Origin of the sequence: Streptomyces sp. F001, assembly GCF_004187715.1 — a bacterium.
Lineage (GTDB): Bacteria > Actinomycetota > Actinomycetes > Streptomycetales > Streptomycetaceae > Streptomyces > Streptomyces flavusporus.
Window position 1 is genome coordinate 1 of the sequence record NZ_QZWF01000048.1, and the last position, 21842, is coordinate 21842.

Genomic DNA, 21842 nt, shown 5'->3' on the forward strand with positions numbered 1-21842 from the left:
CCTCGAGGCCGGCTGCCCCCTGCCCCCGTTGTCAGTGCGGCGTGCGAGACTTTCCGTCGTGAGTGCGAACGGAAGCCCCACGGGCAAGCAGCCGACAGCGACGTATGACTCCGCCTTTCTGAAGGCGTGCAGGCACGAGCCCGTGCCGCACACGCCCGTGTGGTTCATGCGGCAGGCCGGGCGATCGCTGCCCGAGTACCGCAAGGTGCGCGAGGGCATCCCGATGCTCGAGTCCTGCATGCGGCCCGAGCTGGTCACCGAGATCACGCTGCAGCCGGTGCGGCGGCACAACGTGGACGCGGCGATCTACTTCAGCGACATCGTCGTCCCGCTCAAGGCCATCGGCGTCGACCTGGACATCAAGCCCGGTGTCGGTCCGGTCGTCGAGCGCCCGATCCGTTCCCGTGCCGACCTCGCCCAGCTGCGCGATCTGACCCCGGAGGACGTGTCCTACGTCACGGAGGCGATCGGCATGCTGACCGCCGAGCTCGGTCAGACGCCCCTCATCGGCTTCGCGGGCGCCCCGTTCACCCTGGCGAGCTACCTCGTGGAGGGCGGCCCGTCCCGCACGTACGAGAACGCCAAGGCGATGATGTACGGCGACCCCGAGCTCTGGGCCGACCTGCTCGATCGCCTCGCGGACATCACCGCCGCGTTCCTCAAGGTGCAGATCGAGGCGGGCGCGAGCGCGGTCCAGCTCTTCGACTCCTGGGCCGGCGCTCTCGCCCCCGCCGACTACCGGCGCTCCGTCCTGCCCGCCTCGGCAAAGGTCTTCCGCGCGGTCGAGGCGTACGGCGTCCCGCGCATCCACTTCGGCGTCGGCACCGGCGAGCTGCTGGGCCTGATGGGCGAGGCCGGTGCGGACGTCGTCGGCGTCGACTGGCGGGTCCCGCTGGACGAGGCCGCCCGCCGCGTCGGTCCCGGCAAGGCGCTCCAGGGCAACCTCGACCCGACGGTCCTGTTCGCCCCGCAGGAGGCCGTCGAGGCCAAGACCCGCGAGGTCCTGGAGGCGGCGGCGCAGCTGGAGGGCCATGTCTTCAACCTCGGCCACGGCGTCATGCCGTCCACGAACCCGGACGCGCTGACCCGCCTCGTGGAGTACGTGCACACGCGGACGGCCCGCTGATTCACCACGTCTGCCGGGGCCGTGCCCGCCTGCCGAACAGCAGGCCGCGCGGTTCCGGCGGCGGTGGCGTGCCCGGCTTCAGGGGCCAGGCGAGCAGCATGCCGGCGAGGAAGCCGACGATATGGGCGGCGTAGGCCACGGTGCCCGCGTCGGAGACGCCCTCGCCGGAGGAGTACACCGCCTGGAGCCCGAACCAGAAGCCCAGCACCAGCCAGGCCGGCAGGCGCAGCGGCAGGAAGATCAGGAACGGCACCAGGACCCACACCCGGGCTTTCGGGTACAGCACCAGATAGGCGCCGAGGATCCCCGCGATCGCCCCGGACGCGCCGATCAGCGGTTCGGACGAGTCGTCGTTGAGGAGCGCGAAGCCGTACGAGGCCGCATAGCCGCAGACGGCGTAGAAGAGCGTGAACCGCACATGGCCCATGCGGTCCTCGATGTTGTTGCCGAAGATCAGCAGGAAGAGCATGTTGCCCAGCAGGTGCAGCCAGCTGCCGTGCAGGAACATCGCGGTGAGGACGCTGAGTTCCGGCGACTTGTCGTAACCCGGCGGGCCGACCACGCAGCCCGGGCCCTGCGGGCCCACCGCGATGTCGCCGGTGGGCACCAGCCGCGGCATCTGATGATGAATCAGTTCGCGTGGCACCACGGCGTACTGGTCCAGGTAGGCCTGGAGATGGCACAGCTGCGCCAGGCTGCCGTCGCCCGCCACGGAACCCGCCATGCCGGGCATGGACAGGAACACGACGACGTTCGCCACGATCAGCGCGTATGTCACCCAGGGCGTGCGGCGCGCCGGGTTCACGTCATGGACGGGGATGACCACAAGGAAGTAGTGCCCGCGATACGTCCGCCGAACCGGTGAACGCGGCCGTCCGGGTGTGCGTATGTCTTCTCGACCGGCCGCGGCACGGCGAGGCGCGTCGCGGGACGACGTGAGGAACAGGCGATGAACGACCGAGTTACTCCTGCGATGCAGGCCACGCCCGACGGCGAGGCACAGATGGCGCTGGTGGTCCACCTCCCCTGGGAGGACGTCGCCCGGCTCGGCCAGGAGGCTGGCCGGCTGGCGCAGCAGTTGCAGCGGCCGGTGACGCTGGACGAGGCGGTGAGCCACCGGCTGCGATCCGTGTCCCCGGGCGCGCACGCAAAACCGGCGGGGGCTCAGCCGACTGCCATGCCGTCCGCCGCATCCGTGTCGTCGCTGCCGTCACGCCCGCCGGCGGAGCAGGCACGGCAGGCGATCGACCGGATCAACGGCACGGCGTAGCGGTGCGGATGGCGCCGTAAACCGTGCGTTGTGCGCCGGGTGCGGGTTGTCCGTGGCTGTTCGCGCAGTTCCCCTGGGGTACTGCCCCTAAGGTGTCTTGTTCCGCACCGCCGCTGCCGCCTTCCTCGCCGCGACCAACACCGGATCCCACACCGGCGAGAACGGCGGCGCATACCCCAGATCCAGCGCCGTCATCTGCTCCACCGTCATACCGGCGGTCAGCGCCACCGCCGCGATGTCCACCCGCTTGCCCGCCCCCTCCCGGCCGACGATCTGCACGCCGAGAAGCCGCCCGGTGCGGCGCTCGGCGAGCATCTTGACGGTCATGGGGGAGGCGCTCGGGTAGTACCGGGCGCGGCTGGTGGACTCGATTGTCACCGTCTCGAACTGCAGCCCCGCCCGCCGGGCGTCCTTCTCGCGCAGCCCGGTCCGGGCGATCTCCAGATCGCACACCTTGCTCACCGCCGTGCCCACCACGCCGGGAAACGTGGCGTAGCCGCCTCCGACGTTCGCACCGATGATCTGGCCGTGCTTGTTGGCGTGGGTGCCGAGCGCGATGTGCCGTTCGCGGCCGGAGACGAGGTCGAGGACCTCCACGCAGTCGCCGCCGGCCCAGATGTTCTCGTGCCCCCGTACCCGCATCGCCAGGTCGGTGAGCAGCCCTCCGTGCTCGCCGAGGGGCAGTCCCGCCGCTTTCGCCAGCGCGGTTTCCGGGTGTACGCCGATGCCGAGCACGACGACGTCCGCCGGGTACTCGGCGTCCGCCGTGGCCACCGCCCGCACCCGGCCGTCCTCGCCCATGTGCAGCTTGGTGACCTCGGCGTCGTTGACCATGGTGATGCCCAGGCCCTCCATGGCCCGGTGCACCAGGCGGCCCATGTCCGGGTCGAGGGTGGACATCGGTTCCCTGCCACGGTTGACGACCGTCACCTCGAAGCCGCGGTTGATGAGCGCCTCGGCCATCTCGACGCCGATGTAGCCCGCGCCGACGACGACCGCACGCCGGCCACGCGCGGATGTGAGGGTGTCCAGGAGGTCCTGGCCGTCGTCCAGGGTCTGCACCCCGTGGACGCCGAGGGCGTCGATGCCCGGCAGGTCGGGGCGGATCGGGCGGGCGCCGGTGGCGATCACGAGCTTGTCGTACGGCGTCCAGGACTCCTCCCCGGAATCGACGTCACGCGCGCGTACTCCCCCTTTCTCGACGTCGATCTCCGTGACCTCCGTGCGCAGGCGCAGGTCGATGTCGCGCGCGCGGTGCTCCTGCGGAGTGCGCGCGATCAGCTCGTCCCGGTCGGAGACATCGCCGCCCACCCAGTACGGGATGCCGCATGCGGAGTAGGAGGTGAAGTGGCCGCGCTCGAAGGCCACGATCTCCAGCTCGTCCGGGCCCTTCAGCCGGCGGGCCTGTGACGCCGCGGACATCCCCGCGGCGTCACCGCCGATCACGACCAGGCGCTCTGCCCCGTTGCTGCCACGGCTCATGCTCATGCGGACACGCTACGGGGACCGCGCGTTTCAGTCCTGCTCGCCCCGCTGCTCCTGCCCGGCGCTCTCCGGCGCAGGCCGGGCGGTGGGCAGCGGACCCAGCGCCGTCATCGCGTTCTCCGCGGCCGGGCGGTCCGACAGCCGGGGCCGTACGAGGCGCAGCCAGAGCAGGACGAGCAGGGCGGCCAGGGCAGCGAACGGCAGCACCGCGGCGACGGCCACGACGATCCAGCGCAGCATCGCCACGAACGCGTCCCAGCCGCCCGTCAGCGCGTCCACGAACCCGGGATCGTCGTCGCCCTCGGCGGCCTTCTTCACCGGCGTCTCGGACAGGGAGAGCGTGATGGTGGCCAGGCTCGTACGGTCCTTCAGGGACGCCTGCTGGGCGAGCAGCGCCTCCAGGTCGGCCTGGCGGCCGCTCAGTTCGCCCTCCAGCTCCACCACGTCGCTGAGTTTGGTCGCCCGGTCCATCAGCTCGCGGATCCGGGCGACACTGGCGCGCTGCGTCCTGATCCGGCTCTCCACGTCGACGACCTGGTCGGTGACGTCCTGTGCCTTCGCGGTGCGGTCGAGGAGCTTGCCGGCGCCCTCCAGATCGGTCAGGACGTTCTCGTACCGGTCGGCGGGCACGCGCAGGACCACGCGGGTGCGCTCGTTGCCCTTCTCGTCCCGCGTGGTGGTCTCGCTGCCGACGTAGCCGTCGGCGTTCTCGGCGGTGGCGCGGGCGTCGTCCAGCGCCTTGGGCACGTCCTTGACCTGCACGGTCAGGGAGGCGGTGTGGATGATGTCGCTCGTGCCGAGCCGGGGCGGCGCGGTGGCGCGGCCCGAGTCGGCACGGCCGCCGCTGTCGGGGACGCCGGCCTTGGAATCGGCCTGGGCCGCGGCCTCGCCGGCACTGCTGTCGCCTCCGGTGTCGTCCGCGCCGGTGCAGCCCGTGAGGGCGAGGGCGGCGGCGATCAGAATCCCGGCCAGGGCCTGGGCCGGCCGTCGTACGGAACGTCGTGCGCGCATGTGGGTGCATCCCCCCGAGGGTCGTGACGACTGACGCTTCTTCGACGCCGGGAAGGGGCGGGACGTTTGACCGGGCCGGTCCCGATGCGGTCACGGTCGGGACTCGGTGGGGCCACGGGGTCGCGGCGGGACTGTCAGTGGAGTCTGAGAAGGTGGAGCCATGAACGGAGCAGGCACGGACGCCGGGCATGTCGTCGTCATCGGAGCCGGAATCGCCGGGCTGGCCGCGGCGCACCGGCTGCTGGCGCGGGGGGCGCGGGTGACCGTGCTGGAGGCGTCGGACCGGGTCGGCGGGAAGCTGCTGCCCGGCGAGATCGCGGGCGTGCGGGTCGACCTGGGCGCCGAGTCGATGCTGGCGCGCCGGCCCGAGGCGGTGGCCCTCGCCCGCGAGGCGGGGCTGACCGACCGGCTCCAGCCGCCGGCGACCGCGTCCGCCTCGCTGTGGACCCGCGGCGCCCTGCGCCCCATGCCCAAGGGCCACGTCATGGGCGTGCCCGGCACCGCGTCCGCCCTCTCCGGAGTCCTGTCCGACGAGGGCCTGCACCGCATCGAGCGCGACGCCGACCTGCCCCGCACCGAGGTCGGCGACGACGTGGCGGTGGGGGAGTACGTGGCGGAGCGGCTCGGCCGCGAGGTCGTCGACCGCCTGGTGGAGCCGCTGCTGGGCGGGGTGTACGCGGGTGACGCGTACCGCATCTCGATGCGGTCGGCCGTCCCCCAGCTCTTCCAGGCCGCCCGCACCCACACCTCGCTCACCGAGGGGGTGCGGGAGATCCAGGCCGGGGCGGCCGCGGCCCAGCAGACCGGGCCGGTGTTCATGGGCATCCGCGGCGGCGTGGGCAGCCTGCCCCTCGCCGTCGCGGAGTCGGTGCGCGCCCGCGAGGGCGAGATCGTGACCGGGGCACCCGTGACGGAGTTGCGCCGGGAGCCGGCCGGGTGGCGGATCGTCGCCGGTGACCGGGTGCTGCACGCCGACGCCGTGATCGTCGCCGCGCCCGCGCCCGCCGCAGCAGGGCTGCTGCGCGCAGAGGCCCCCGCCGCCGCTGCCGAGCTCGCCGCCGTCGAGTACGCGTCCATGGCCCTGGTCACCCTCGCCTACCGCAGGACCGAGGCGCACCTACCCGAGGGCAGCGGGTTCCTGGTGCCGCCGGTCGACGGGCGGACCATCAAGGCGTCGACGTTCGCCTCGCAGAAGTGGGGCTGGATCGCCGACGAGAACCCGGACCTGGTCGTGCTGCGCACCTCCGTCGGGCGGTACGGCGAGACGGAGATCCTCCAGCGTGACGACGCCGGGCTCGTGGAGGCCTCGCGCACCGACCTGCGCGCGGCGACCGGCCTGGCGGCGACCCCCGTCGAGACCCGCGTCACCCGGTGGTCCGACGGCCTGCCCCAGTACCCCGTCGGCCACCACGCGCGCGTGGCCCGCATCCGCGAGCACATCGGCAAGCTGCCGGGACTGGCCGTGTGCGGCGCGGTGTACGACGGCGTGGGCATCCCGGCGTGCATCGCGAGCGCGTACGCCGCGGTGGACCAGATCCACGGCGACCTGGGCGCTGTTCAGGAGCTCACCGCGAACCCGGTGCAGAGTCTGCACGGCGGAGCGGGAGAATAAGGGACATGAGTGACGACGCCCCCACCACCGGCCCTGCTCGGATCCCGAACAAGGGCAAGCTGGCCAAGGACCTCAACGAGGTCATCCGCTACACCCTGTGGTCCGTGTTCAAGCTGAAGGACGTACTGCCCGAGGACCGCGCGGGCTATGCCGACGAGGTCCAGGAGCTGTTCGACCAGCTCGCCGCCAAGGACGTCACCGTCCGCGGCACCTACGACGTCTCCGGGCTGCGTGCCGACGCCGACCTGATGATCTGGTGGCACGCCGAGACCAGCGACCAGCTGCAGGAGGCGTACAACCTCTTCCGCCGCACGCGGCTCGGCCGTGCCCTGGAGCCGGTCTGGTCGAACATGGCGCTGCACCGCCCCGCCGAGTTCAACCGCTCGCACATCCCGGCGTTCCTCGCCGACGAGACGCCCCGCGACTACGTCAGCGTCTACCCCTTCGTGCGCTCCTACGACTGGTACCTCCTGTCCGAGGAGGACCGCCGCCGGATGCTCGCCGACCACGGCAAGATGGCCCGCGGCTACCCGGATGTGCGCGCCAACACGGTCGCCTCGTTCTCCCTCGGCGACTACGAGTGGATCCTCGCCTTCGAGGCCGACGAGCTGTACCGCATCGTCGACCTCATGCGCCACCTGCGCGGCTCGGAGGCCCGGCGGCACGTCCGCGAGGAGGTGCCTTTCTTCACCGGGCGCCGGAAGTCCGTGACGGAGCTGGTCGCAGGCCTCGCCTGATCAGTGTGTGGGCCGGGTGGCCGTTGCCTTCGGGGTGCGGTCGCCCGGTGTCGTCGGCTTCGGTTCCGGGTGCGGTGCGCAGGCCGCCCGGCCCGACGGGAGACGGCCCTGCAGCAGGTACGCCTCCATATGGCCGTTGACGCAGGGGTTCGCGCCGCCCGCGATGCCGTGCGTGCCGGCGTCCCGTTCGGTCACCAGGACGGAGCCCGACAGCCGGCGGTGGAGTTCGAGGGCACCGCGGTACGGGGCGGCCGCGTCCCGCTCGGCGGCGAGGATCAGCGTCGGCGGCAGCTCTCCCGGCCCGGTCCGCACGTCGAGGGGCTGCTGACGCGGCGCCGGCCAGTAGGCGCACGGCAGGTTCATCCACGCGTTGTCCCAGGTCTCGAACGGTGCCACGCGGGCGAGCCGGGTGTTGTCCCGGTCCCAGACCTTCCAGTCCGTCGGCCAGGGTGCGTCGTTGCACTCGACGGCCGTGTAGACCGCCCTGGAGTTCTCCGCCTCCACCGCCTTCTCCTTTTTCGGCGCGGCCAGGTCGACCAGCGGCCGCGGATCGCCCTTCAGATAGGCCGACAGCGCCTCGGCGCGGCGCGGCCAGAAGTGGTCGTAGTACCCGGCCTCCAGAAACATGTTCTGCAACTGCCCCGGCCCGACCTTGCCGCCGGCCGGCTCGGCGGCGAGCCGCGCCCGTGCGGCGTCGTAGCTGCGTTGCACCTCCCTCGCGGTGGCGCCCAGCCCGTACACGGTGTCGTGCTCCGCGATCCACGCCTTCAGGTCCGTCCAGCGCCCCTCGAACGCGGCCGACTGGTCGAGGTTGTTGCGGTACCAGATCTGCGCCGGGTGGGGGTTCACCGCGGCGTCGAACACCATGCGCCGTACGTGGGAGGGGAACAGCGTCGCGTACAGCGCCCCGAAGTAGGTGCCGTACGACGCGCCCACGAAGGTCAGCTTCTGCTCGCCGAGCGCCGCGCGCAGGACGTCCAGGTCGCGGGCGTTGTTGAGGGAGTGGTAGTGCCTGAGCGCGTTTCCGGACCGCTGGGCGCAGCCGCGGGCGTAGGCCTTCGCCCCCGCGATGCGCTCCTGCTTGTACGACTCCGAGGGGTGCGTCGGTGCCTGCGAGGGCGCCTTGAAGTAGTGCTTGGGGTCCTGGCAGGACAGGGGTGCGGAACGGCCGACGCCGCGCGGGGCGTAGCCGACCAGGTCGTACGCGGCCGCGAGACGCTTCCACTCAGGAAGTCGGCCGACCAGCGGGAAGTGGTATCCGGAGGCGCCCGGACCGCCCGGGTTGTAGACCAGGGCGCCCTGCCGCGGCACCTTGCGCTTGCTGTTGTGCGGGTCGCGATGGGTGGCCCGTACTCTGCTGACGGCGAGTTCGATCTGCTTGCCGCGGGGCTTGGCGTAGTCGAGCGGGACGGTGACCGTGCCGCACTCCATGGTCCCCGGCAGGTCCTGGGCGTCGGGGCACTTGCCGAAGTCGATGCCCTCGGCCTGTGCGCGGGCGGCGGCCAGGGCGGTGCCGCGCGTCTCGGCCGCCCTGTCCGGGGCGCCGGGTGCGCCGCCGGCCGGGGCGGCGACGAGCGTGGTGAGGAGCAAGGAACCGGCGGCCGTGTAGAGAACGGCAGCTCTCATCGCGTATCCCTTCGGAGCGCGGCAGCGACAAAGGGGATATTTCGGGCGATTGTGGGTGAAGGCAAGTACCAACCGGCCGGTGTCGGCGCCAATGCGCCCGTATGCTCCCAGGCGCTGTCCGGCCGGGGAGAACCACGGCGAGTACGGGTGGGCCTCGAGCCGGGCGGGGGAGGCGGGGCCCCGGCTGAGGCCCGGTCAGCGGCGGAGCAGTACCCGGCGGGCGCGTGCCATGCGGGAGCGCGGACGTGGTGTCGTACCCGCCCGGTCCAGCCACCACTGGCGCAACTCCCGCCGCGCGCGGGCGCCTTCGGGCCGCTCGGCGAGCAGCAGCTGCTCGGCGAAGTGCAGTGCGTCGCGCTGGTAGCCGCCGGTCATCGGGTGCCGGTGGGCGTACGCGAGGAAGGCGGGCCGGTAGGCGTCACCGAGGATCTCCGGCAGCTCCGGTGCGACCTTCGCCACCACGTCCGCCCGCTTCCCGGCCAGCGCCCGCGCCTGCACCCCGAGTCGCACCCGGTCGAACCCCTCCGGCACGGGCGTACCGGCGACGAGCGCGGACAGCAGTGCGGCCTGCGCGAGGCCGAGCCGCTGGCGAGCGGGGCCGCAGGCCTGCGTCGAGGGGGCCGGCCCGGCCGTCGGGAGAGCGGCTCGGTCCGGCTCACCGCCCCTTGCCCGCCCCTCCTCCAGGGCATCCCGAATCGACACCAACTCCCGTTCCAGCTCCGCCGGTTCGGGGAAGTTCTCGTCCCGCTCCAGCAGCACTCCCGGCGGTGAGACACGGGACGCGAGGTCGGTCAGGATGTCGAGGACCGGCTGCGGGACCGGGTGGGCGTGGCTGTCGTGCCAGACGCCGTCGCGTTCGAAGCCGCCCGCCACATGGACGTAGGCGAGGGCCTCCAGCGGGATCTCGGCGAGCGCCTTGGCCGGGTCCTCGCCACGGTTGACGTGGTTGGTGTGCAGGTTCGCCACGTCGATCAGGAGCCGTACGCCGGTGCGTTCGGCCAGCTCGTACAGGAACTGGCCCTCGGTCATCTCCTCGCCCGGCCAGGAGATCAGCGCCGCGATGTTCTCCACGGCGAGCGGAACGGGCAGCGCGTCCTGCGCGATGCGCACGTTCTCGCACAGCACGTCGAGGGCGTCCCGGGTGCGCGGCACCGGCAGCAGATGCCCGGCCTCCAGCGGCGGGGACGCGGTCAGCGGGCCGCCGGCCCGGACGAACGCGATGTGCTCGGTCACCAGCGGCGAGCCCAGCGCCTCCGCCCGCTCGGCGAGGGCCGTCAGCCGTGCGGGGTCGGGCCGCTCGGCGCCGCCGAGGCCCAGGGAGACGCCGTGCGGGACGACCGTCACCCCGCGCTCACGCAGCCGCAGCAGCGCGTCGGGGAGATGGCCGGGGCAGACGTTCTCGGCGACGACCTCGACCCAGTCGACGCCCGGCATGGCTTCCACGGCGTCCGCGATCTCCGGCCGCCACCCGATTCCGGTCCCCAGTCGCTCCATGGCCCCCTCCTTCACGTCCGATCTGCCACCTGGATCCGCTGTGTCGTCTCCTTCGACGGCCCGCTGTTCCGGCGTGAGGGGGGTATGGCCCCGGCCTCGGGGCACGAACCCTTCGGCGCGCACGTTCAGAGCAACATTTGAGGTTGGCGTGGCCGGCGCCAGAAGGTACGGACGGCAGACCCCGGACGTTCACGGCCGGCCACGGAACGTTCAGCGCAGCGCCGGATGGTCCGCGACCACCGTGCAGGAACCGGGCGCGATCTCCGTGAACCCGGCGTCGCGGACCAACGGCAGCCCGATCGAGGTGAGGTCACGCCAACGGGCCGGGTCGGCGGTGCGCACGGCCAGCGGGAAGCCCGCGTCCCGCCAGGCCGCGCGCTCCTCGTCCGACAGCTCCCACCAGGCGAGCTGGGCGCCGTGACCGGCCTGGGCCATGGCCTTGCCGGCCGACATCTCCACGTCCGGGTTCAGCCACAGCACCGGCGCGCTCCGGTCCGCCTCGACGGGCGGCTCCGGGTCGTCGAGGTCGGTGCCGGAGACCTGGAGCTTCGCCAGTTCCTTGGGCCAGCCGTCGAGCGGAACCGGCGGAAACACCCGTACCTCCGCCGCCTTGCCCGTGACCGTGATGCCGGGCAACGCCTCCGCCCGCCGCCACTCGGCGCCACGCGCCCGCCGCACCACCTTGCGGATCCGGGCGTCCTGCCAGTCCCGCATCGCCTGTGCCCACTCGCCCTCACCCAGCGACCGCTCGTCACTCAGCATCACCAGGACGGCACGGGCGGCCGTCTCCAGGGCGTCGGTCCGGGCAGGCGGCGCCCCTCGCTCGATCCGCACGACAAGCGGCAGCACAAACTGCGGCGCGGTGTCGCGGGCGCTGGACTCGGACCGGAAGGGGCTGTCGTTCAGTTCGCTGGTCACGCCGTCCAGTCTGCCAACCTCAGGGGCGCAGGGCGGTCTCGGTGTGCGGCTGAGCCGCGTGGGCGGCCCCGATCAGCTCGGACACCTTCACGAACCGGTACCCCTGCCGGCGCAGCTCCGGCACGATCACCCGTACCGCGCGCTCGGTCGTCGGGGCCGCGCTGCGTGTGCAGTGCAGTACGACGACCGACCCCGGCCGTACGCCGTCCAGCACGTCCCGGGCCACGGCGTCGGCGTCCGTCGCGAACGCGTCCCCGCTCACCACGTCCCACTGCACCGCGGTCAGGCCGGCTCCGCCGAGCGCGCGCAGTGCCCGCCGGTCGTAGCAGCCGCCGGGGAAGCGGAAGTACGGCTTCGGATCCGGTACGCCCGCCCTGCGGAAGGCGGCGTACGCCCGCTCCACGTCCGCCCGCATCCGGTCCTCGGCGACCGTCGGCAGCCCGTAGCAGTCGGGCGTGAAGGCGTAGTGGCTGTAGGAGTGGTTGGCGACCTCGAAGAGGGGGTCCCGGCCGATGCTCCGGGCCTGGACGGGGTACTCCTCCGCCCAGCGTCCGGTCATGAACACGGTGGCCGGCACCTGCAGCGACCGCAGCGTCGCGATCAGCGAGGGGTTGTCGAAACGTTCGCCCGCAGCTGCGCGGGGGCCCTGGTCGGCGGTCATGTCCGCGTCGAAGGTGAGCGCGACCGTCCTGCCCTGGGTGCGCGGCCCGTTGGTGAAGACGGGGGTGAGGCCTTCGGGGCCCTGGGCGAGGGCGGGCGCACGGGAGTCGGCGGCCGACGGGCCCGGGCGGGCCGGACGGGGCTGCGGGCGCTCGGTGCCGCCGCAGCCGACGAGGGCGGCGCCGAGTACGCAGACGGCGGTGAGACGTCGTACGGGAAGGATCACCGAATGAACATAAGCAGAAAAGCATATAAACAGGGCATTCGGTCCCTTGGTGTCCCTTCGATGTCACCCGCTCAGCTGTCGTCGATCTCCGGAACCGCGTGCGTGGCGTCCGCCGCTCGTGCTGTGGAGCGGTGGTCCATGGTGTGGGTCTCCAGGAAGCGCAGCAGCTCCACCGGGAAGGGGAGTACGAGCGTCGAGTTCTTCTCGGCGGCGACGGCCACGACCGTCTGCAGCAGCCGCAGCTGGAGCGCGGCGGGCGTGTCCGCCATCTGCTGTGCTGCCTCGGCCAGCTTCTTGGACGCCTGGAGCTCGGCGTCGGCGTTGATGACCCGGGCCCGCCGCTCCCGGTCGGCCTCCGCCTGCCGGGCCATGGAGCGCTTCATCGTCTCCGGCAGCGACACGTCCTTGATCTCGACCCGGTCCACTTGGACGCCCCAGCCCACGGCCGGGCTGTCGATCATCAGCTCCAGGCCCTGGTTGAGCTTCTCGCGGTTGGACAGCAGGTCGTCCAGGTCGCTCTTGCCGATGATCGACCGCAGCGAGGTCTGCGCCATCTGCGAGACCGCGAACTTGTAGTCCTCGACCTTGATGAGCGCGCTGGCGGCGTCGACCACTTTGAAGTACACGACCGCGTCCACCCGCACGGTCACGTTGTCCCGGGTGATGCCCTCCTGGCCGGGCACGGGCATCGTCACGATCTGCATGTTGACCTTGTGCAGCCGGTCGACGATCGGGATGATCATCGTGAATCCGGGCGGACGCACGGAACCTTTGAGCCGGCCGAGGCGTAGCACCACACCGCGTTCGTACTGTTTGACCACCCGCGCTGCTGCGGCGAGATACAGCGCGCCCGCGGAACCGACCGTCGCGGCCACCGCCAGGAGTTCGTCGAGCATATGACGTCCCCCTCACCCGGAGGAGCGTAATGAGTGAAAGCCTTCTCCTGTAAAGATATGCCCGGTATCGGGTCCGGGGCCATGCTCGGTCCCGGACCCGATGCGGGCCCCGGTCAGGGCGAGGTGACCTTGACCGGTTCGGTGTCGGACGCGCTGTGCCGCTCGGCCCAGCTCTCCAGCGCCGTACGGCAGGCGTGGTCCAGGTGGTGGAGGCCGGACAGGTCCAGCTCGATCGGCCGGTCCTGGGGGAGCGCCTCCAGGCTGTCCAGTATCTTCGGCAGCTGCAGGAAGGTCGCGTTGCCGGACAGGTACGCCTGGACCGGTCCGGCGCCCTTGTCTATGACCTCCAGCTTGATGTGCGAGGCCTCCCAGGCGGTCTTGGCGACCGACAGGGCCAGACCGATCAGGACGCCCTCGAACATGTTCACGGCGACGATGGCCACCGCGGTGACGACGAGGATCAGCGCCTCGCCGCGGTGTGTCCGCCACAGCGACACGATCTGCCGGAACGGGATCAGCTTCCAGCCCGCGTGGACGAGGATGCCGGCCAGCGCGGGCAGCGGGATCAGTGCCAGGGCGCCCGGCAGCAGCGCGGCGAACAGCAGCAGCCAGACGCCGTGCAGGACGCGGGAGGCCTTGGTCTTCGCACCCGCCTGGACATTGGCCGAGCTGCGCACGATGACCGCGGTCATGGGCAGCGCGCCGAGTGCCCCGCAGACCGCGTTGCCCGCGCCCTGCGCCATCAGTTCCTTGTCGTACCGAGTGCGCTCACCGTCGTGCAGCTGGTCCACGGCCGCCGCGCTGAACAGGCTCTCCGCGGAGGCGATCAGTGCGAAGGCGAGGACCGTGCCGAGAGCTGCCGGGCTCGCCAGCTCGCCGAAGGCGTCGGCGCCCGGTACCTGGACAGCGTCGAGCAGGCCCTGCACCTCCACGGTGGCCACCGGCAGATCGAACGCGAGCGCGGCGAGCGTGGCCAACACCACCGCCGCGAGCGCACCCGGCACCGCCCGCACGGTCTCGGGCAGCCGCTTCCAGAGCACCATCACGGCCACGGTGCCCGCGCCGAGCGCGATCGAGGCCAGTGCCGTGGTGCTGCCCACGGCCTCGACGAACGCCTCCGGCAGCCCCGTGATCTTGTCGATGCCGGATGCCGGGGCCGTCATGCCGGCCGCCGCGTACATCTGGCCCGCGATGATCACGAGCCCGATGCCGGCCAGCATGCCCTCGACGACCGAGACGGAGATGGCCCGGAACCAGCGCCCCAGCTTCAGGGCGCCCATGACGAGTTGGAGCACTCCGGCGGCGAGCACGATCGCGCCGAGCGCGGGCAGCCCGAACTCGCGGACCGCTTCGAAGACCAGCACGGTGAGCCCCGCGGCCGGTCCGGACACCTGCAGGCTGCTGCCGGGCAGCAGGCCGGTGACGATGCCGCCCACGATGCCGGTGACCAGACCGAGTTCGGCCGGGACACCGGAGGCGACGGCCACGCCGACGCACAGCGGCAGCGCGACCAGGAAGACGACGATGGAGGCGCCGAAGTCCTGTTTGAAATAAGGGTATTTGTGGAGGTTTTTCTGGGGGCGTTTGTGGGGGGAATTGGTCATGACGGGATTCACAGCGCCTCGAACGCGTCGGTGGCTGCGCGGTGTTCGCGCACGGTTCCGGTGTGCACCTCGTAGTACCAGCCGCGCAGCCGCAGCCGGCCGTCCGCGAGCCGTTGCTCGACGCACGGGTAGGAGCGCAGGCGCAACAACTGGGCCAGCACATGCTGTTGCACCGCCTCGGCGACCGTCGGGTCCGCCGGGTCGGCGGACTTGGGCTCGTCGGCGGCGTGCGCCAGCCAGTCGCGCACGGCAGGTACGGCATCGAGGTCGTCGCCGCGCACCAGCGCGCCGACGGCACCGCAGTGCGAGTGGCCGCAGACCACGACGTCCTGGACGCCGAGCACCTCCACGGCGTACTCGATGGTGGCCGCTTCACCGGTGGGGCGGCCGGAGGTGTACGGGGGAACGATGTTGCCCGCGGTGCGCAGCTCGAACAGCTGGCCGGGGCGGGCGCCCGTGATCAGGGCCGGTACGACCCGGGAATCGGAGCAGGTGATGAACAGGACCTCGGGGGACTGGCCCTGTGCAAGCTGAGCGAACTCCTCAGGGCGCTGTCCGAACGTGCGGGCGTTGTCGATGAGGGGCTGCATGATGTGGTGATTCCTCCTGGCGCGCCGTCAGGGCGCGTCGGGCGGGCAGGACAGAGGTGGGGGGACTGCTCTGCTCTCAGCAGCGGAAGACCTGAAGTGCCGCCGGAGAGTGGGCTGTCGAGGGTCTCGACGCGTGGTCGTGTGCGGCGTTGCGCACGCCCGCGTCGGAATCGGTCCCCTGATCCCGCGCCGGCTGGGGGTACCCCCTGCTCGAAGAGCTTGGGGGAGGGCGCTCGGGCGCGCAGGGCGCGGAGTCGACCGCGCGGTGGCGGTCGCGGATACGCAGGGGACCGGTCGGATCCCCGAACTGCGTGTTGTGGTGGCAGGCGGCGTCCTCGGCGCGCAGCGCCTTGCCGGAGGGGTTGGTTCCGGGCTGCGCCTCGGCCTCTGCATGACGGGCTGTGTACGCATGTGCGAAGGACGCCGTGGACGTGAAGAACGGGAGGGTCAGCAGGAGGGCAGCCAGGGCCGAGTACAGCGTGCAGGCCGTCCTACCTCGAAACATGAGCCTCCCTCCGGTTTTTTCACGCTTCTAGTCCGTACCAACGGTTGGTCAACGGTTGGTCAAGAAAGACATTAACCCTGCGAAGTTGTTTGCAGGGTTAACTCGGCGTTTCGACCCGAAGAGAGCCTCAAAAGCGAGGGTGATTTGGCGTGATTCAGCCCTTGAATCTGAGGGGTTGGTCCGCTATTGAGCGTCGACCAGGCGCTTCGCGTCCCGGGCCAGTGCGGTCAGCCGGGAGATCGCGCGGAAGTACTTCTTGCGGTAGCCGCCCTTCAGCATGTCCTCGCTGAACAGCTGATCGAACGGCAGTCCCGAGGCCAGGACCGGAACCTCCCGGTCGTAGAGCCGGTCCGCGAGGACGACGAGCCGCAGCGCCGTCGACTGGTCCGGAATCGGTCGCACATCCGTCAGGCACACCGCCTTCAGGCCGTCGGTCAGGGCGCCGTAACGGCTGGGGTGGACCCGGGCGAGGTGGTCCAGCAGGTGCGGGAAGTCGTCGAGCGAGGCGCCCTCCATGGCGTACGCCGCCTTTGTCACCTGTTCGTCCGAGTACGGGGCCGGAGCCTGCGGCAGGCCGCGGTGGCGGTAGTCCTCGCCGTCGATGCGCAGGGTGCGGAAGTGGGCGGACAGGCCCTGGATCTCCCGCAGGAAGTCGGCCGCGGCGAAGCGGCCCTCGCCGAGCTTGCCCGGCAGGGTGTTCGACGTGGCGGCGAGCGCGACGCCCGCGTCGACCAGCTTGCCGAGCAGGGTGGAGACCAGGACGGTGTCACCCGGGTCGTCGAGCTCGAACTCGTCGATGCACAGGAGGCGGTGGCCGGACAGTGTCCGCACAGTCTGCTGGAAGCCGAGAGCGCCGACGAGGTTGGTCAGCTCCACGAACGTGCCGAACGCCTTCAGTGCGGGCTCGGCCGGGGTGGCGTGCCACAGGGAGGCGAGCAGGTGGGTCTTGCCGACGCCGTAGCCGCCGTCGAGGTAGACGCCGCGTGGTCCCGCCGGGGGCTTGGGGGACCTGGACCTGCCGAACCCGAAGAATCCGCGCCTGCCCGTGTCGGGCACTGCGCCGAGGCCGGTGGCGAAGCCCTCGAGGACCCCTACCGCCTCGCTCTGGCTGGGCTGGTTCGGGTCCGGGATGTAGGTACTGAAGCGCACCGAGTCGAAGCGGGGCGGGGGCACCATCTCGGCGACCAGGCGGTCCGCGGGGACGTGCGGCTCGCGGGTGCACAGGGAGAGCGGGCCGGCTTCGGTTATCGGGCTCCGCCCGGCGGCGGTAGAGGGGGACACGCTTACCCATGCTAAGGGGTGGCTCGGGTTCGGCTGCGGGCTGCGGGCTGTATGTGGCCGGGTCCACGTGGGGAACCGCGGGCCGGCAGAGCCCCGCGTCCTCGGGCCGGCCGTGGCTCCGTCGGCGGACAGTTCCTTCCTCGCGTGGAACACTGCACCGCATGCGACGCCTGTTCCCTGTGACCGACCAGACGGACGACCGCGAGTGGAGCCTCGCCGAGCTGGCCGCCGCCTATGCCTATCCCGAGCCCCGGCCGGGAGAGCCGGTGGCGTGGGTGCGGGCCAACATGGTGAGCACGCTCGACGGCGCCGCCCAGCACGACGGTCGCTCGCAGCCCATCTCCAACGCCACCGACATGCGGATCTTCGGCACGCTCCGGGCGCTGGCGGACGTGGTCGTGGTCGGTGCTGAAACGGTCCGTCAGGAGGGGTATCGCCCGGCACGCGCGCGTGCGGAGTTCGCGGGGCTGCGCAAGGCGGCCGGGCAGGGGCCCGCCCCCGCGATCGCGGTGGTCACCGCGAGTCTGGATCTGGACTTCTCGCTTCCGCTGTTCACCTCGCCCCTGGTTCCGACCCTGGTCCTCACGGGCGCCGCCGCGGCCCCGGACCGGATCGTGGCGGCCGAGAAGGCCGGCGCCCGGGTGGTGCTCGCCGGTGACGGCGTCGGAGTGGAGCCCGCCCGGGCCGTACGGGCCCTCGCCGAGCTGGGGCACACGCGGCTGCTGACCGAGGGCGGCCCACGGCTGCTGGGCCAGCTGGTGGCCGCCGGGGTGCTCGACGAGCTGTGCCTGACCGTGTCCCCGATGCTCGCCGCGGGCGACGCGCAGCGAATCGTAGGGGGGCCGTCGGTGGCGGTACCGCAGCGTTTCGCCCTGGCGTCCCTGCTGGAAGAGGCCGGGTTTCTGTTCTCCCGTTACCGTCGGTCCTGAGAACGGCGGAATCGTCCGTTCCGTTTAACTTTCGCCGGGCACACTTAGGACTCGCAGTACCCGTGCGATCACGGGGAGGATGGTTTTCCGCAGGGCCTGGTACGGCCCACGGAGGAGAAGGGGCGCCTGGTGTTCACAAGCGTTTTGATGATCGAGAAGGCCATGACGTCCGCCGACGTGGAGTTCGTCACCACCTTGCACGGGGACGAGCCGGTCACCTTCCACGTGCTGCTCCAGCCGCGCGGCGAGCAGGCGGACCGGTTGCTGCGCGCCATCGACGACCTCGCCCTCGGCGATCTCGACGAGGCGGTGCGCGAGGGGGAGACCCCGGAGGGAGAGGCGGCCAGAAGCGAGGGGCAGCGGGCGCTCGAGGTGTCCCTGCAGGCGCTGCGAGCCTCGGGCAGCGAGGCCGAGGGGCGGCTGATCGAGGCCCACCCGCTCGATGTGCTCAAGGACCTCGTCGAGGAGACCGGTGCCGACGAGGTGATCGTCCTGACCGATCCCCACTACGTGGAGGAGTTCTTCCACCGGGACTGGGCTTCCCGGGCCCGGCACCGGGTGGGGGTGCCCGTGCTGAAGTTGTTCTCGCACAGCAAGGCGTAGGGCTTCGCTCGAGCGGGGGACCCCCATCGCCCCCGCTCACCTGCGCTGATCAGTCACCGCTCCTTGGAGCCGGCCTGATCCGCCGGACGCGCCCTAGTGAGGCGCTGTCGGCCGCAGGCAATAGGCTGGGGCCCGCGTTCGCTCGCGGGCGCTGATCGTCGCATTCGGATCTTGGGGAGATACACGCATGGCACCCGGCCTTCCTACCGCCATGGACCGACCGCACTTCATCGGCATCGGCGGCGCCGGGATGTCGGGCATCGCGAAGATCCTCGCGCAGCGCGGTGCCAAGGTCGCCGGCAGCGACGCGAAGGAGTCGGAGACCGTCGAGGCCCTGCGCGCGCTGGGTGCGACCGTGCACATCGGACATGCGGCCGAGCACCTCGCGGACGACGCCAGCTGTGTCGTGGTGTCGTCGGCGATCCGCGCGGACAACCCGGAGCTGGCCCGGGCGGCCGAACGGGGCATCCCGGTGATCCACCGCTCCGACGCGCTCGCCGCCCTGATGGACGGCCTGCGCCCGATCGCAGTCGCGGGCACGCACGGCAAGACGACCACCACCTCGATGCTGGCGGTGTCGCTGTCCGAGCTGGGCCTGCACCCCTCGTACGCCATCGGCGGCGACCTCGACGCCCCCGGCTCCAACGCGCTGCACGGCGAGGGCGAGATCTTCGTCGCCGAGGCGGACGAAAGCGACCGCAGCTTCCACAAGTACGCGCCCGAGGTGGCGATCGTCCTCAACGTCGAGCTCGACCACCACGCCAACTACGCGTCGATGGACGAGATCTACGAGTCCTTCGAGACGTTCGCCGGGCGGATCGTGCCCGGCGGGACGCTGGTGATCTCGGCGGACCACGAGGGCGCGCGGGAGCTGACCCGGCGGCTGGCCGGGACCGTGCGGACGGTGACCTACGGGGAGGCGGACGACGCCGACGTACGTGTCCTGTCGGTCGTGCCGCAAGGGCTGAAGAGCGAGGTCACGGTCCTCCTGGACGGTGCGGAACTCACCTTCACCGTCTCCGTCCCGGGCCGCCACTACGCCCACAACGCGGTCGCCGCCCTCGCGGCGGGCGCGGCCCTCGGCGTGCCGGCCGCGGAGCTGGCCCCGGCGCTGGCCGCGTACACGGGAGTGAAGCGGCGCCTGCAGCTGAAGGGCGAGGCAGCCGGCGTTCAGGTGATCGACTCCTACGCCCACCACCCGACCGAGATGACGGCGGACCTGGAGGCGATGCGCGCGGCGGCGGGCGACGCGCGCATCCTGGTCGTCTTCCAGCCGCACCTGTTCTCCCGCACCCAGGAGCTCGGCAAGGAGATGGGTCGGTCCCTGGCCCTGGCCGACGCCTCCGTGGTCCTGGACATCTACCCGGCCCGTGAGGACCCGATCCCCGGCGTGACCAGCGAACTGATCATCGAGGCGGCCCGCGCGGCCGGCGCCGACGTGACACCCGTCCACGACAAGGCGGAGGTGCCCGAGATCGTGGCGGGAATGGCGAAGGCCGGTGATCTCGTTCTGACCATGGGCGCGGGCGATGTCACCGACCTCGGCCCGCGCATCCTGGACCGCCTGTTGAAGTGAGGGGCTGAACGCTCATGTCGTACGACGTCGAAAAGCCGGACGAGCAGTGGCGTGCGGAGCTGACGCCGGCCGAATACGCCGTACTGCGCGAGGCTGCCACCGAGCCCGCGTTCACCGGTGAGTACACCGACAGCAAGACCAAGGGCGTCTACTCCTGCCGGGCCTGCGGTGCCGAGCTGTTCACCTCGGACACGAAGTTCGAGTCCCACTGCGGCTGGCCGTCCTTCTTCGACCCGAAGGACACCGACGCCGTGGAGCTCGTCGAGGACCGCTCGTACGGCATGGTGCGCACCGAGGTGCGGTGTGCGCGGTGCGGATCCCATCTCGGGCATGTGTTCGAGGGTGAGGGGTATCCCACTCCGACGGATCAGCGGTACTGCATCAACTCGATCTCCCTGAGGTTGCAGCCCGAGGGGGAGTGAACGCACGTTTGTGGCGTGTGTCACACAAGGTTTAGGGTTGAAGCGCCTGGAGGATCTCCCCGCAGGGCGAGCCGAACGACGGTGTGCGCCGGGGTCTCCTCCAGGTGAAGGAAGTGGTCCCGTTGTCGGTCGCATGGGACGACATCGGCGGTCTCGTCGATGCTCATGAGCGGTTCCTGGCCGGTGCACGGGTCGAGTCGGACGTACGCGACTCGGTGCTCGACTCCTGGAAGCGGTGCCGGTTCGCGGGGCTCGAGCCGCACCGGCTGCTGATCCCCTACGCGCCGGACCTCGCGGTCGAGGACCCGCTGCTGCGCGCCGCCGAACCGGTGCTCAAGCGTCTGACCGCGTCGTTCGAGAAGGTGAGCATGGCGGTCGTGCTGTGCGACGGGCAGGCCCGCCTGGTCCAGCGGCACGGCGGCGACCGGCAGTTGCTCGCACTGCTCGACGAGGTGAACTTCGCCCCGGGCTTCTGCGCGTCCGAGGAGGTCGCCGGCACCAACGGCGTGGGCACCGCACTGGCGGAGCGGCGGCCCGTCTACGTCGTCGGCCGTGAGCACTTCGCCGACTGCCTGTCCCTGTTCACCTGCGCGGGCGCACCCGTGCGGAATCCACTCAGCGGGCGTATCGAGGCCGTCCTCGACCTCACCTGTCTGCGGGACGAGGGCGACCCCGCCATGGTGCGGCTGGTGCACGATGCCGCCCGGGACATCGAGACCCGGCTGCTGGAGGCGGCGACGGAGCGGGAGCGGGCGCTGCTCACCGCATACCGTCGGGCCTCGCATGCCGCGGACGGCGGCGACGCATGGCCGCGGCAGCCCGAGCAGGCGCCCATGGGCGCCGAGGCCGTCCATGACGGCGCGGACCTCGGCCGGCTCGATCTCGCCGTGCTGCGGGAGAAGGCCGAGGAGCTCATCGCCTCACCGCACCTCACCTTCGACGAGGTGGCCCTCTCCGGTGGCCGAGTGGCGATCCTGCTGCGCCGGCCGATCAGGGGTGATGCCGGTGAGACCGGCGTCGTGGTCGAGGCCCGGGTGCTCGGCGACCCGCGACTGCGGCACGTGGAACTGGCAACGGACGGCCCCACCGCGCCCGGGACAACGCCCGTATCCGCCGCCCTCCCGACGGTGACTGCGGCGCCGGTCCCGACGCCGGGGGCTTCCGCCGCGTCGGTCGCACGTGGTGTGGCGCCGGCCCCTGGGGCGGGTTCGTCTGCTGTGTCGGCGACTCCTGCGGCTGGCTCGTCTGCGGTCTCGGCGGCTCCTGGGTCG

General features: G+C 71.6%; 21 protein-coding genes. 9 read left to right on the forward strand and 12 right to left on the reverse strand.

The genetic code is table 11. The features are described 5' to 3' along the window. The first annotated feature begins 58 nt into the window (after positions 1–58). Positions 59–1126 carry a uroporphyrinogen decarboxylase gene (gene hemE / locus StrepF001_RS41730; protein WP_129803298.1) on the forward strand — a complete coding sequence of 356 codons (1068 nt, stop codon included), beginning with the start codon at positions 59–61 and terminating at the stop codon, positions 1124–1126. Between the two features lies 1 nt (position 1127). Here hemE and StrepF001_RS41735 read toward each other — a convergent pair whose 3' ends face one another. Then, positions 1128–1952, reverse strand: a complete 825-nt coding sequence (locus tag StrepF001_RS41735) for a rhomboid family intramembrane serine protease (protein ID WP_129803299.1) — start codon at positions 1950–1952, stop codon at positions 1128–1130. A gap of 123 nt (positions 1953–2075) precedes the next feature. Between StrepF001_RS41735 and StrepF001_RS41740 the strand changes: the two genes are divergently transcribed. Continuing rightward, a complete protein-coding gene (locus StrepF001_RS41740; RefSeq protein ID WP_129803300.1) occupies positions 2076–2396 on the forward strand; it encodes a hypothetical protein in 321 nt (106 codons plus the stop codon). 87 nt (positions 2397–2483) lie between these two features. Here StrepF001_RS41740 and StrepF001_RS41745 read toward each other — a convergent pair whose 3' ends face one another. Together StrepF001_RS41745 and StrepF001_RS41750 are read right to left on the reverse strand one after the other, a co-directional pair. Further along, on the reverse strand, positions 2484–3884 hold the full coding sequence (locus StrepF001_RS41745; protein WP_129803301.1) for an FAD-dependent oxidoreductase: 1401 nt from the start codon (positions 3882–3884) through the stop codon (positions 2484–2486). A 27-nt stretch (positions 3885–3911) separates the two neighbouring features. Next, positions 3912–4892 (reverse strand): DUF4349 domain-containing protein, encoded by a 981-nt coding sequence (locus StrepF001_RS41750; RefSeq protein ID WP_129803302.1) that lies wholly within the window; start codon positions 4890–4892, stop codon positions 3912–3914. Between the two features lie 160 nt (positions 4893–5052). On the opposite strand from StrepF001_RS41750, the gene hemG reads away from it, so the two are divergent. Next, complete coding sequence (gene hemG, locus StrepF001_RS41755; RefSeq protein ID WP_129803303.1) at positions 5053–6504, forward strand: protoporphyrinogen oxidase; 1452 nt, start codon at positions 5053–5055, stop codon at positions 6502–6504. A 5-nt stretch (positions 6505–6509) separates the two neighbouring features. Further along, a complete protein-coding gene (gene hemQ / locus StrepF001_RS41760) occupies positions 6510–7241 on the forward strand; it encodes a hydrogen peroxide-dependent heme synthase (protein WP_129803304.1) in 732 nt (243 codons plus the stop codon). On the opposite strand, the gene StrepF001_RS41765 is transcribed toward hemQ, so the two are convergent. The 9 genes from StrepF001_RS41765 to zapE all read right to left on the reverse strand — a co-directional run bounded on the left by StrepF001_RS41765 (position 7242) and on the right by zapE (position 17041). Beyond that, on the reverse strand, positions 7242–8867 hold the full coding sequence (locus tag StrepF001_RS41765; RefSeq protein WP_129803305.1) for an alpha/beta fold hydrolase: 1626 nt from the start codon (positions 8865–8867) through the stop codon (positions 7242–7244). A 195-nt stretch (positions 8868–9062) separates the two neighbouring features. Beyond that, entirely contained in the window at positions 9063–10361 is a 1299-nt protein-coding gene (locus tag StrepF001_RS41770; RefSeq protein WP_129803306.1) for a DUF692 domain-containing protein, read from the reverse strand. Positions 10362–10571: 210 nt separating this feature from the next. Continuing rightward, on the reverse strand, positions 10572–11288 hold the full coding sequence (locus StrepF001_RS41775; protein ID WP_129803307.1) for an aminoacyl-tRNA hydrolase: 717 nt from the start codon (positions 11286–11288) through the stop codon (positions 10572–10574). Positions 11289–11298: 10 nt separating this feature from the next. Next, positions 11299–12165 carry a polysaccharide deacetylase family protein gene (locus tag StrepF001_RS41780; RefSeq protein ID WP_129803308.1) on the reverse strand — a complete coding sequence of 289 codons (867 nt, stop codon included), beginning with the start codon at positions 12163–12165 and terminating at the stop codon, positions 11299–11301. A gap of 71 nt (positions 12166–12236) precedes the next feature. Then, the gene (locus StrepF001_RS41785; RefSeq protein WP_129803309.1) at positions 12237–13061 is read right to left on the reverse strand and encodes a slipin family protein; all 825 of its coding nucleotides are present in this window, start codon (positions 13059–13061) and stop codon (positions 12237–12239) included. Between the two features lie 113 nt (positions 13062–13174). Then, complete coding sequence (locus StrepF001_RS41790; RefSeq protein ID WP_129803310.1) at positions 13175–14665, reverse strand: SulP family inorganic anion transporter; 1491 nt, start codon at positions 14663–14665, stop codon at positions 13175–13177. Between the two features lie 8 nt (positions 14666–14673). Further along, positions 14674–15255 carry a carbonic anhydrase gene (locus StrepF001_RS41795; RefSeq protein ID WP_129803311.1) on the reverse strand — a complete coding sequence of 194 codons (582 nt, stop codon included), beginning with the start codon at positions 15253–15255 and terminating at the stop codon, positions 14674–14676. A gap of 76 nt (positions 15256–15331) precedes the next feature. After that, entirely contained in the window at positions 15332–15760 is a 429-nt protein-coding gene (locus StrepF001_RS41800) for a hypothetical protein (protein ID WP_129803312.1), read from the reverse strand. A gap of 183 nt (positions 15761–15943) precedes the next feature. Further along, positions 15944–17041 carry a cell division protein ZapE gene (zapE, locus tag StrepF001_RS41805; protein ID WP_129803313.1) on the reverse strand — a complete coding sequence of 366 codons (1098 nt, stop codon included), beginning with the start codon at positions 17039–17041 and terminating at the stop codon, positions 15944–15946. Between the two features lie 161 nt (positions 17042–17202). On the opposite strand from zapE, the gene StrepF001_RS41810 reads away from it, so the two are divergent. The 5 genes from StrepF001_RS41810 to StrepF001_RS41830 form a co-directional block, all read left to right on the forward strand. Then, entirely contained in the window at positions 17203–17970 is a 768-nt protein-coding gene (locus tag StrepF001_RS41810) for a pyrimidine reductase family protein (protein WP_129803314.1), read from the forward strand. A gap of 129 nt (positions 17971–18099) precedes the next feature. After that, positions 18100–18573: an indole-3-glycerol phosphate synthase gene (locus tag StrepF001_RS41815; protein ID WP_206307126.1), complete on the forward strand. Its 474-nt coding sequence runs from the start codon at positions 18100–18102 to the stop codon at positions 18571–18573. Positions 18574–18760: 187 nt separating this feature from the next. After that, positions 18761–20149, forward strand: a complete 1389-nt coding sequence (gene murC, locus StrepF001_RS41820) for a UDP-N-acetylmuramate--L-alanine ligase (RefSeq protein ID WP_129803315.1) — start codon at positions 18761–18763, stop codon at positions 20147–20149. Between the two features lie 14 nt (positions 20150–20163). Continuing rightward, positions 20164–20571: a peptide-methionine (R)-S-oxide reductase MsrB gene (gene msrB, locus StrepF001_RS41825; protein WP_129803316.1), complete on the forward strand. Its 408-nt coding sequence runs from the start codon at positions 20164–20166 to the stop codon at positions 20569–20571. A 113-nt stretch (positions 20572–20684) separates the two neighbouring features. Further along, the coding region (locus tag StrepF001_RS41830; RefSeq protein ID WP_346657019.1) for a GAF domain-containing protein at positions 20685–21842 on the forward strand (1158 nt) is incomplete at its 3' end.

Bases quoted from the DNA above. Each gene is read 5' to 3' on its own strand.
- StrepF001_RS41810 (WP_129803314.1), top strand. From the start codon at position 17,203: ATGCGACGCCTGTTCCCTGTGACCGACCAGACGGACGACCGCGAGTGG.
- StrepF001_RS41795 (WP_129803311.1), bottom strand. From the start codon at position 15,255: ATGCAGCCCCTCATCGACAACGCCCGCACGTTCGGACAGCGCCCTGAG.
- hemG (WP_129803303.1), top strand. From the start codon at position 5,053: ATGAACGGAGCAGGCACGGACGCCGGGCATGTCGTCGTCATCGGAGCC.
- murC (WP_129803315.1), top strand. From the start codon at position 18,761: ATGGCACCCGGCCTTCCTACCGCCATGGACCGACCGCACTTCATCGGC.
- StrepF001_RS41800 (WP_129803312.1), bottom strand. From the start codon at position 15,760: ATGTTTCGAGGTAGGACGGCCTGCACGCTGTACTCGGCCCTGGCTGCC.
- hemQ (WP_129803304.1), top strand. From the start codon at position 6,510: ATGAGTGACGACGCCCCCACCACCGGCCCTGCTCGGATCCCGAACAAG.
- StrepF001_RS41745 (WP_129803301.1), bottom strand. From the start codon at position 3,884: ATGAGCATGAGCCGTGGCAGCAACGGGGCAGAGCGCCTGGTCGTGATC.
- StrepF001_RS41740 (WP_129803300.1), top strand. From the start codon at position 2,076: ATGAACGACCGAGTTACTCCTGCGATGCAGGCCACGCCCGACGGCGAG.
- StrepF001_RS41750 (WP_129803302.1), bottom strand. From the start codon at position 4,892: ATGCGCGCACGACGTTCCGTACGACGGCCGGCCCAGGCCCTGGCCGGG.
- StrepF001_RS41785 (WP_129803309.1), bottom strand. From the start codon at position 13,061: ATGCTCGACGAACTCCTGGCGGTGGCCGCGACGGTCGGTTCCGCGGGC.
- StrepF001_RS41790 (WP_129803310.1), bottom strand. From the start codon at position 14,665: ATGACCAATTCCCCCCACAAACGCCCCCAGAAAAACCTCCACAAATAC.
- StrepF001_RS41765 (WP_129803305.1), bottom strand. From the start codon at position 8,867: ATGAGAGCTGCCGTTCTCTACACGGCCGCCGGTTCCTTGCTCCTCACC.
- msrB (WP_129803316.1), top strand. From the start codon at position 20,164: ATGTCGTACGACGTCGAAAAGCCGGACGAGCAGTGGCGTGCGGAGCTG.
- StrepF001_RS41770 (WP_129803306.1), bottom strand. From the start codon at position 10,361: ATGGAGCGACTGGGGACCGGAATCGGGTGGCGGCCGGAGATCGCGGAC.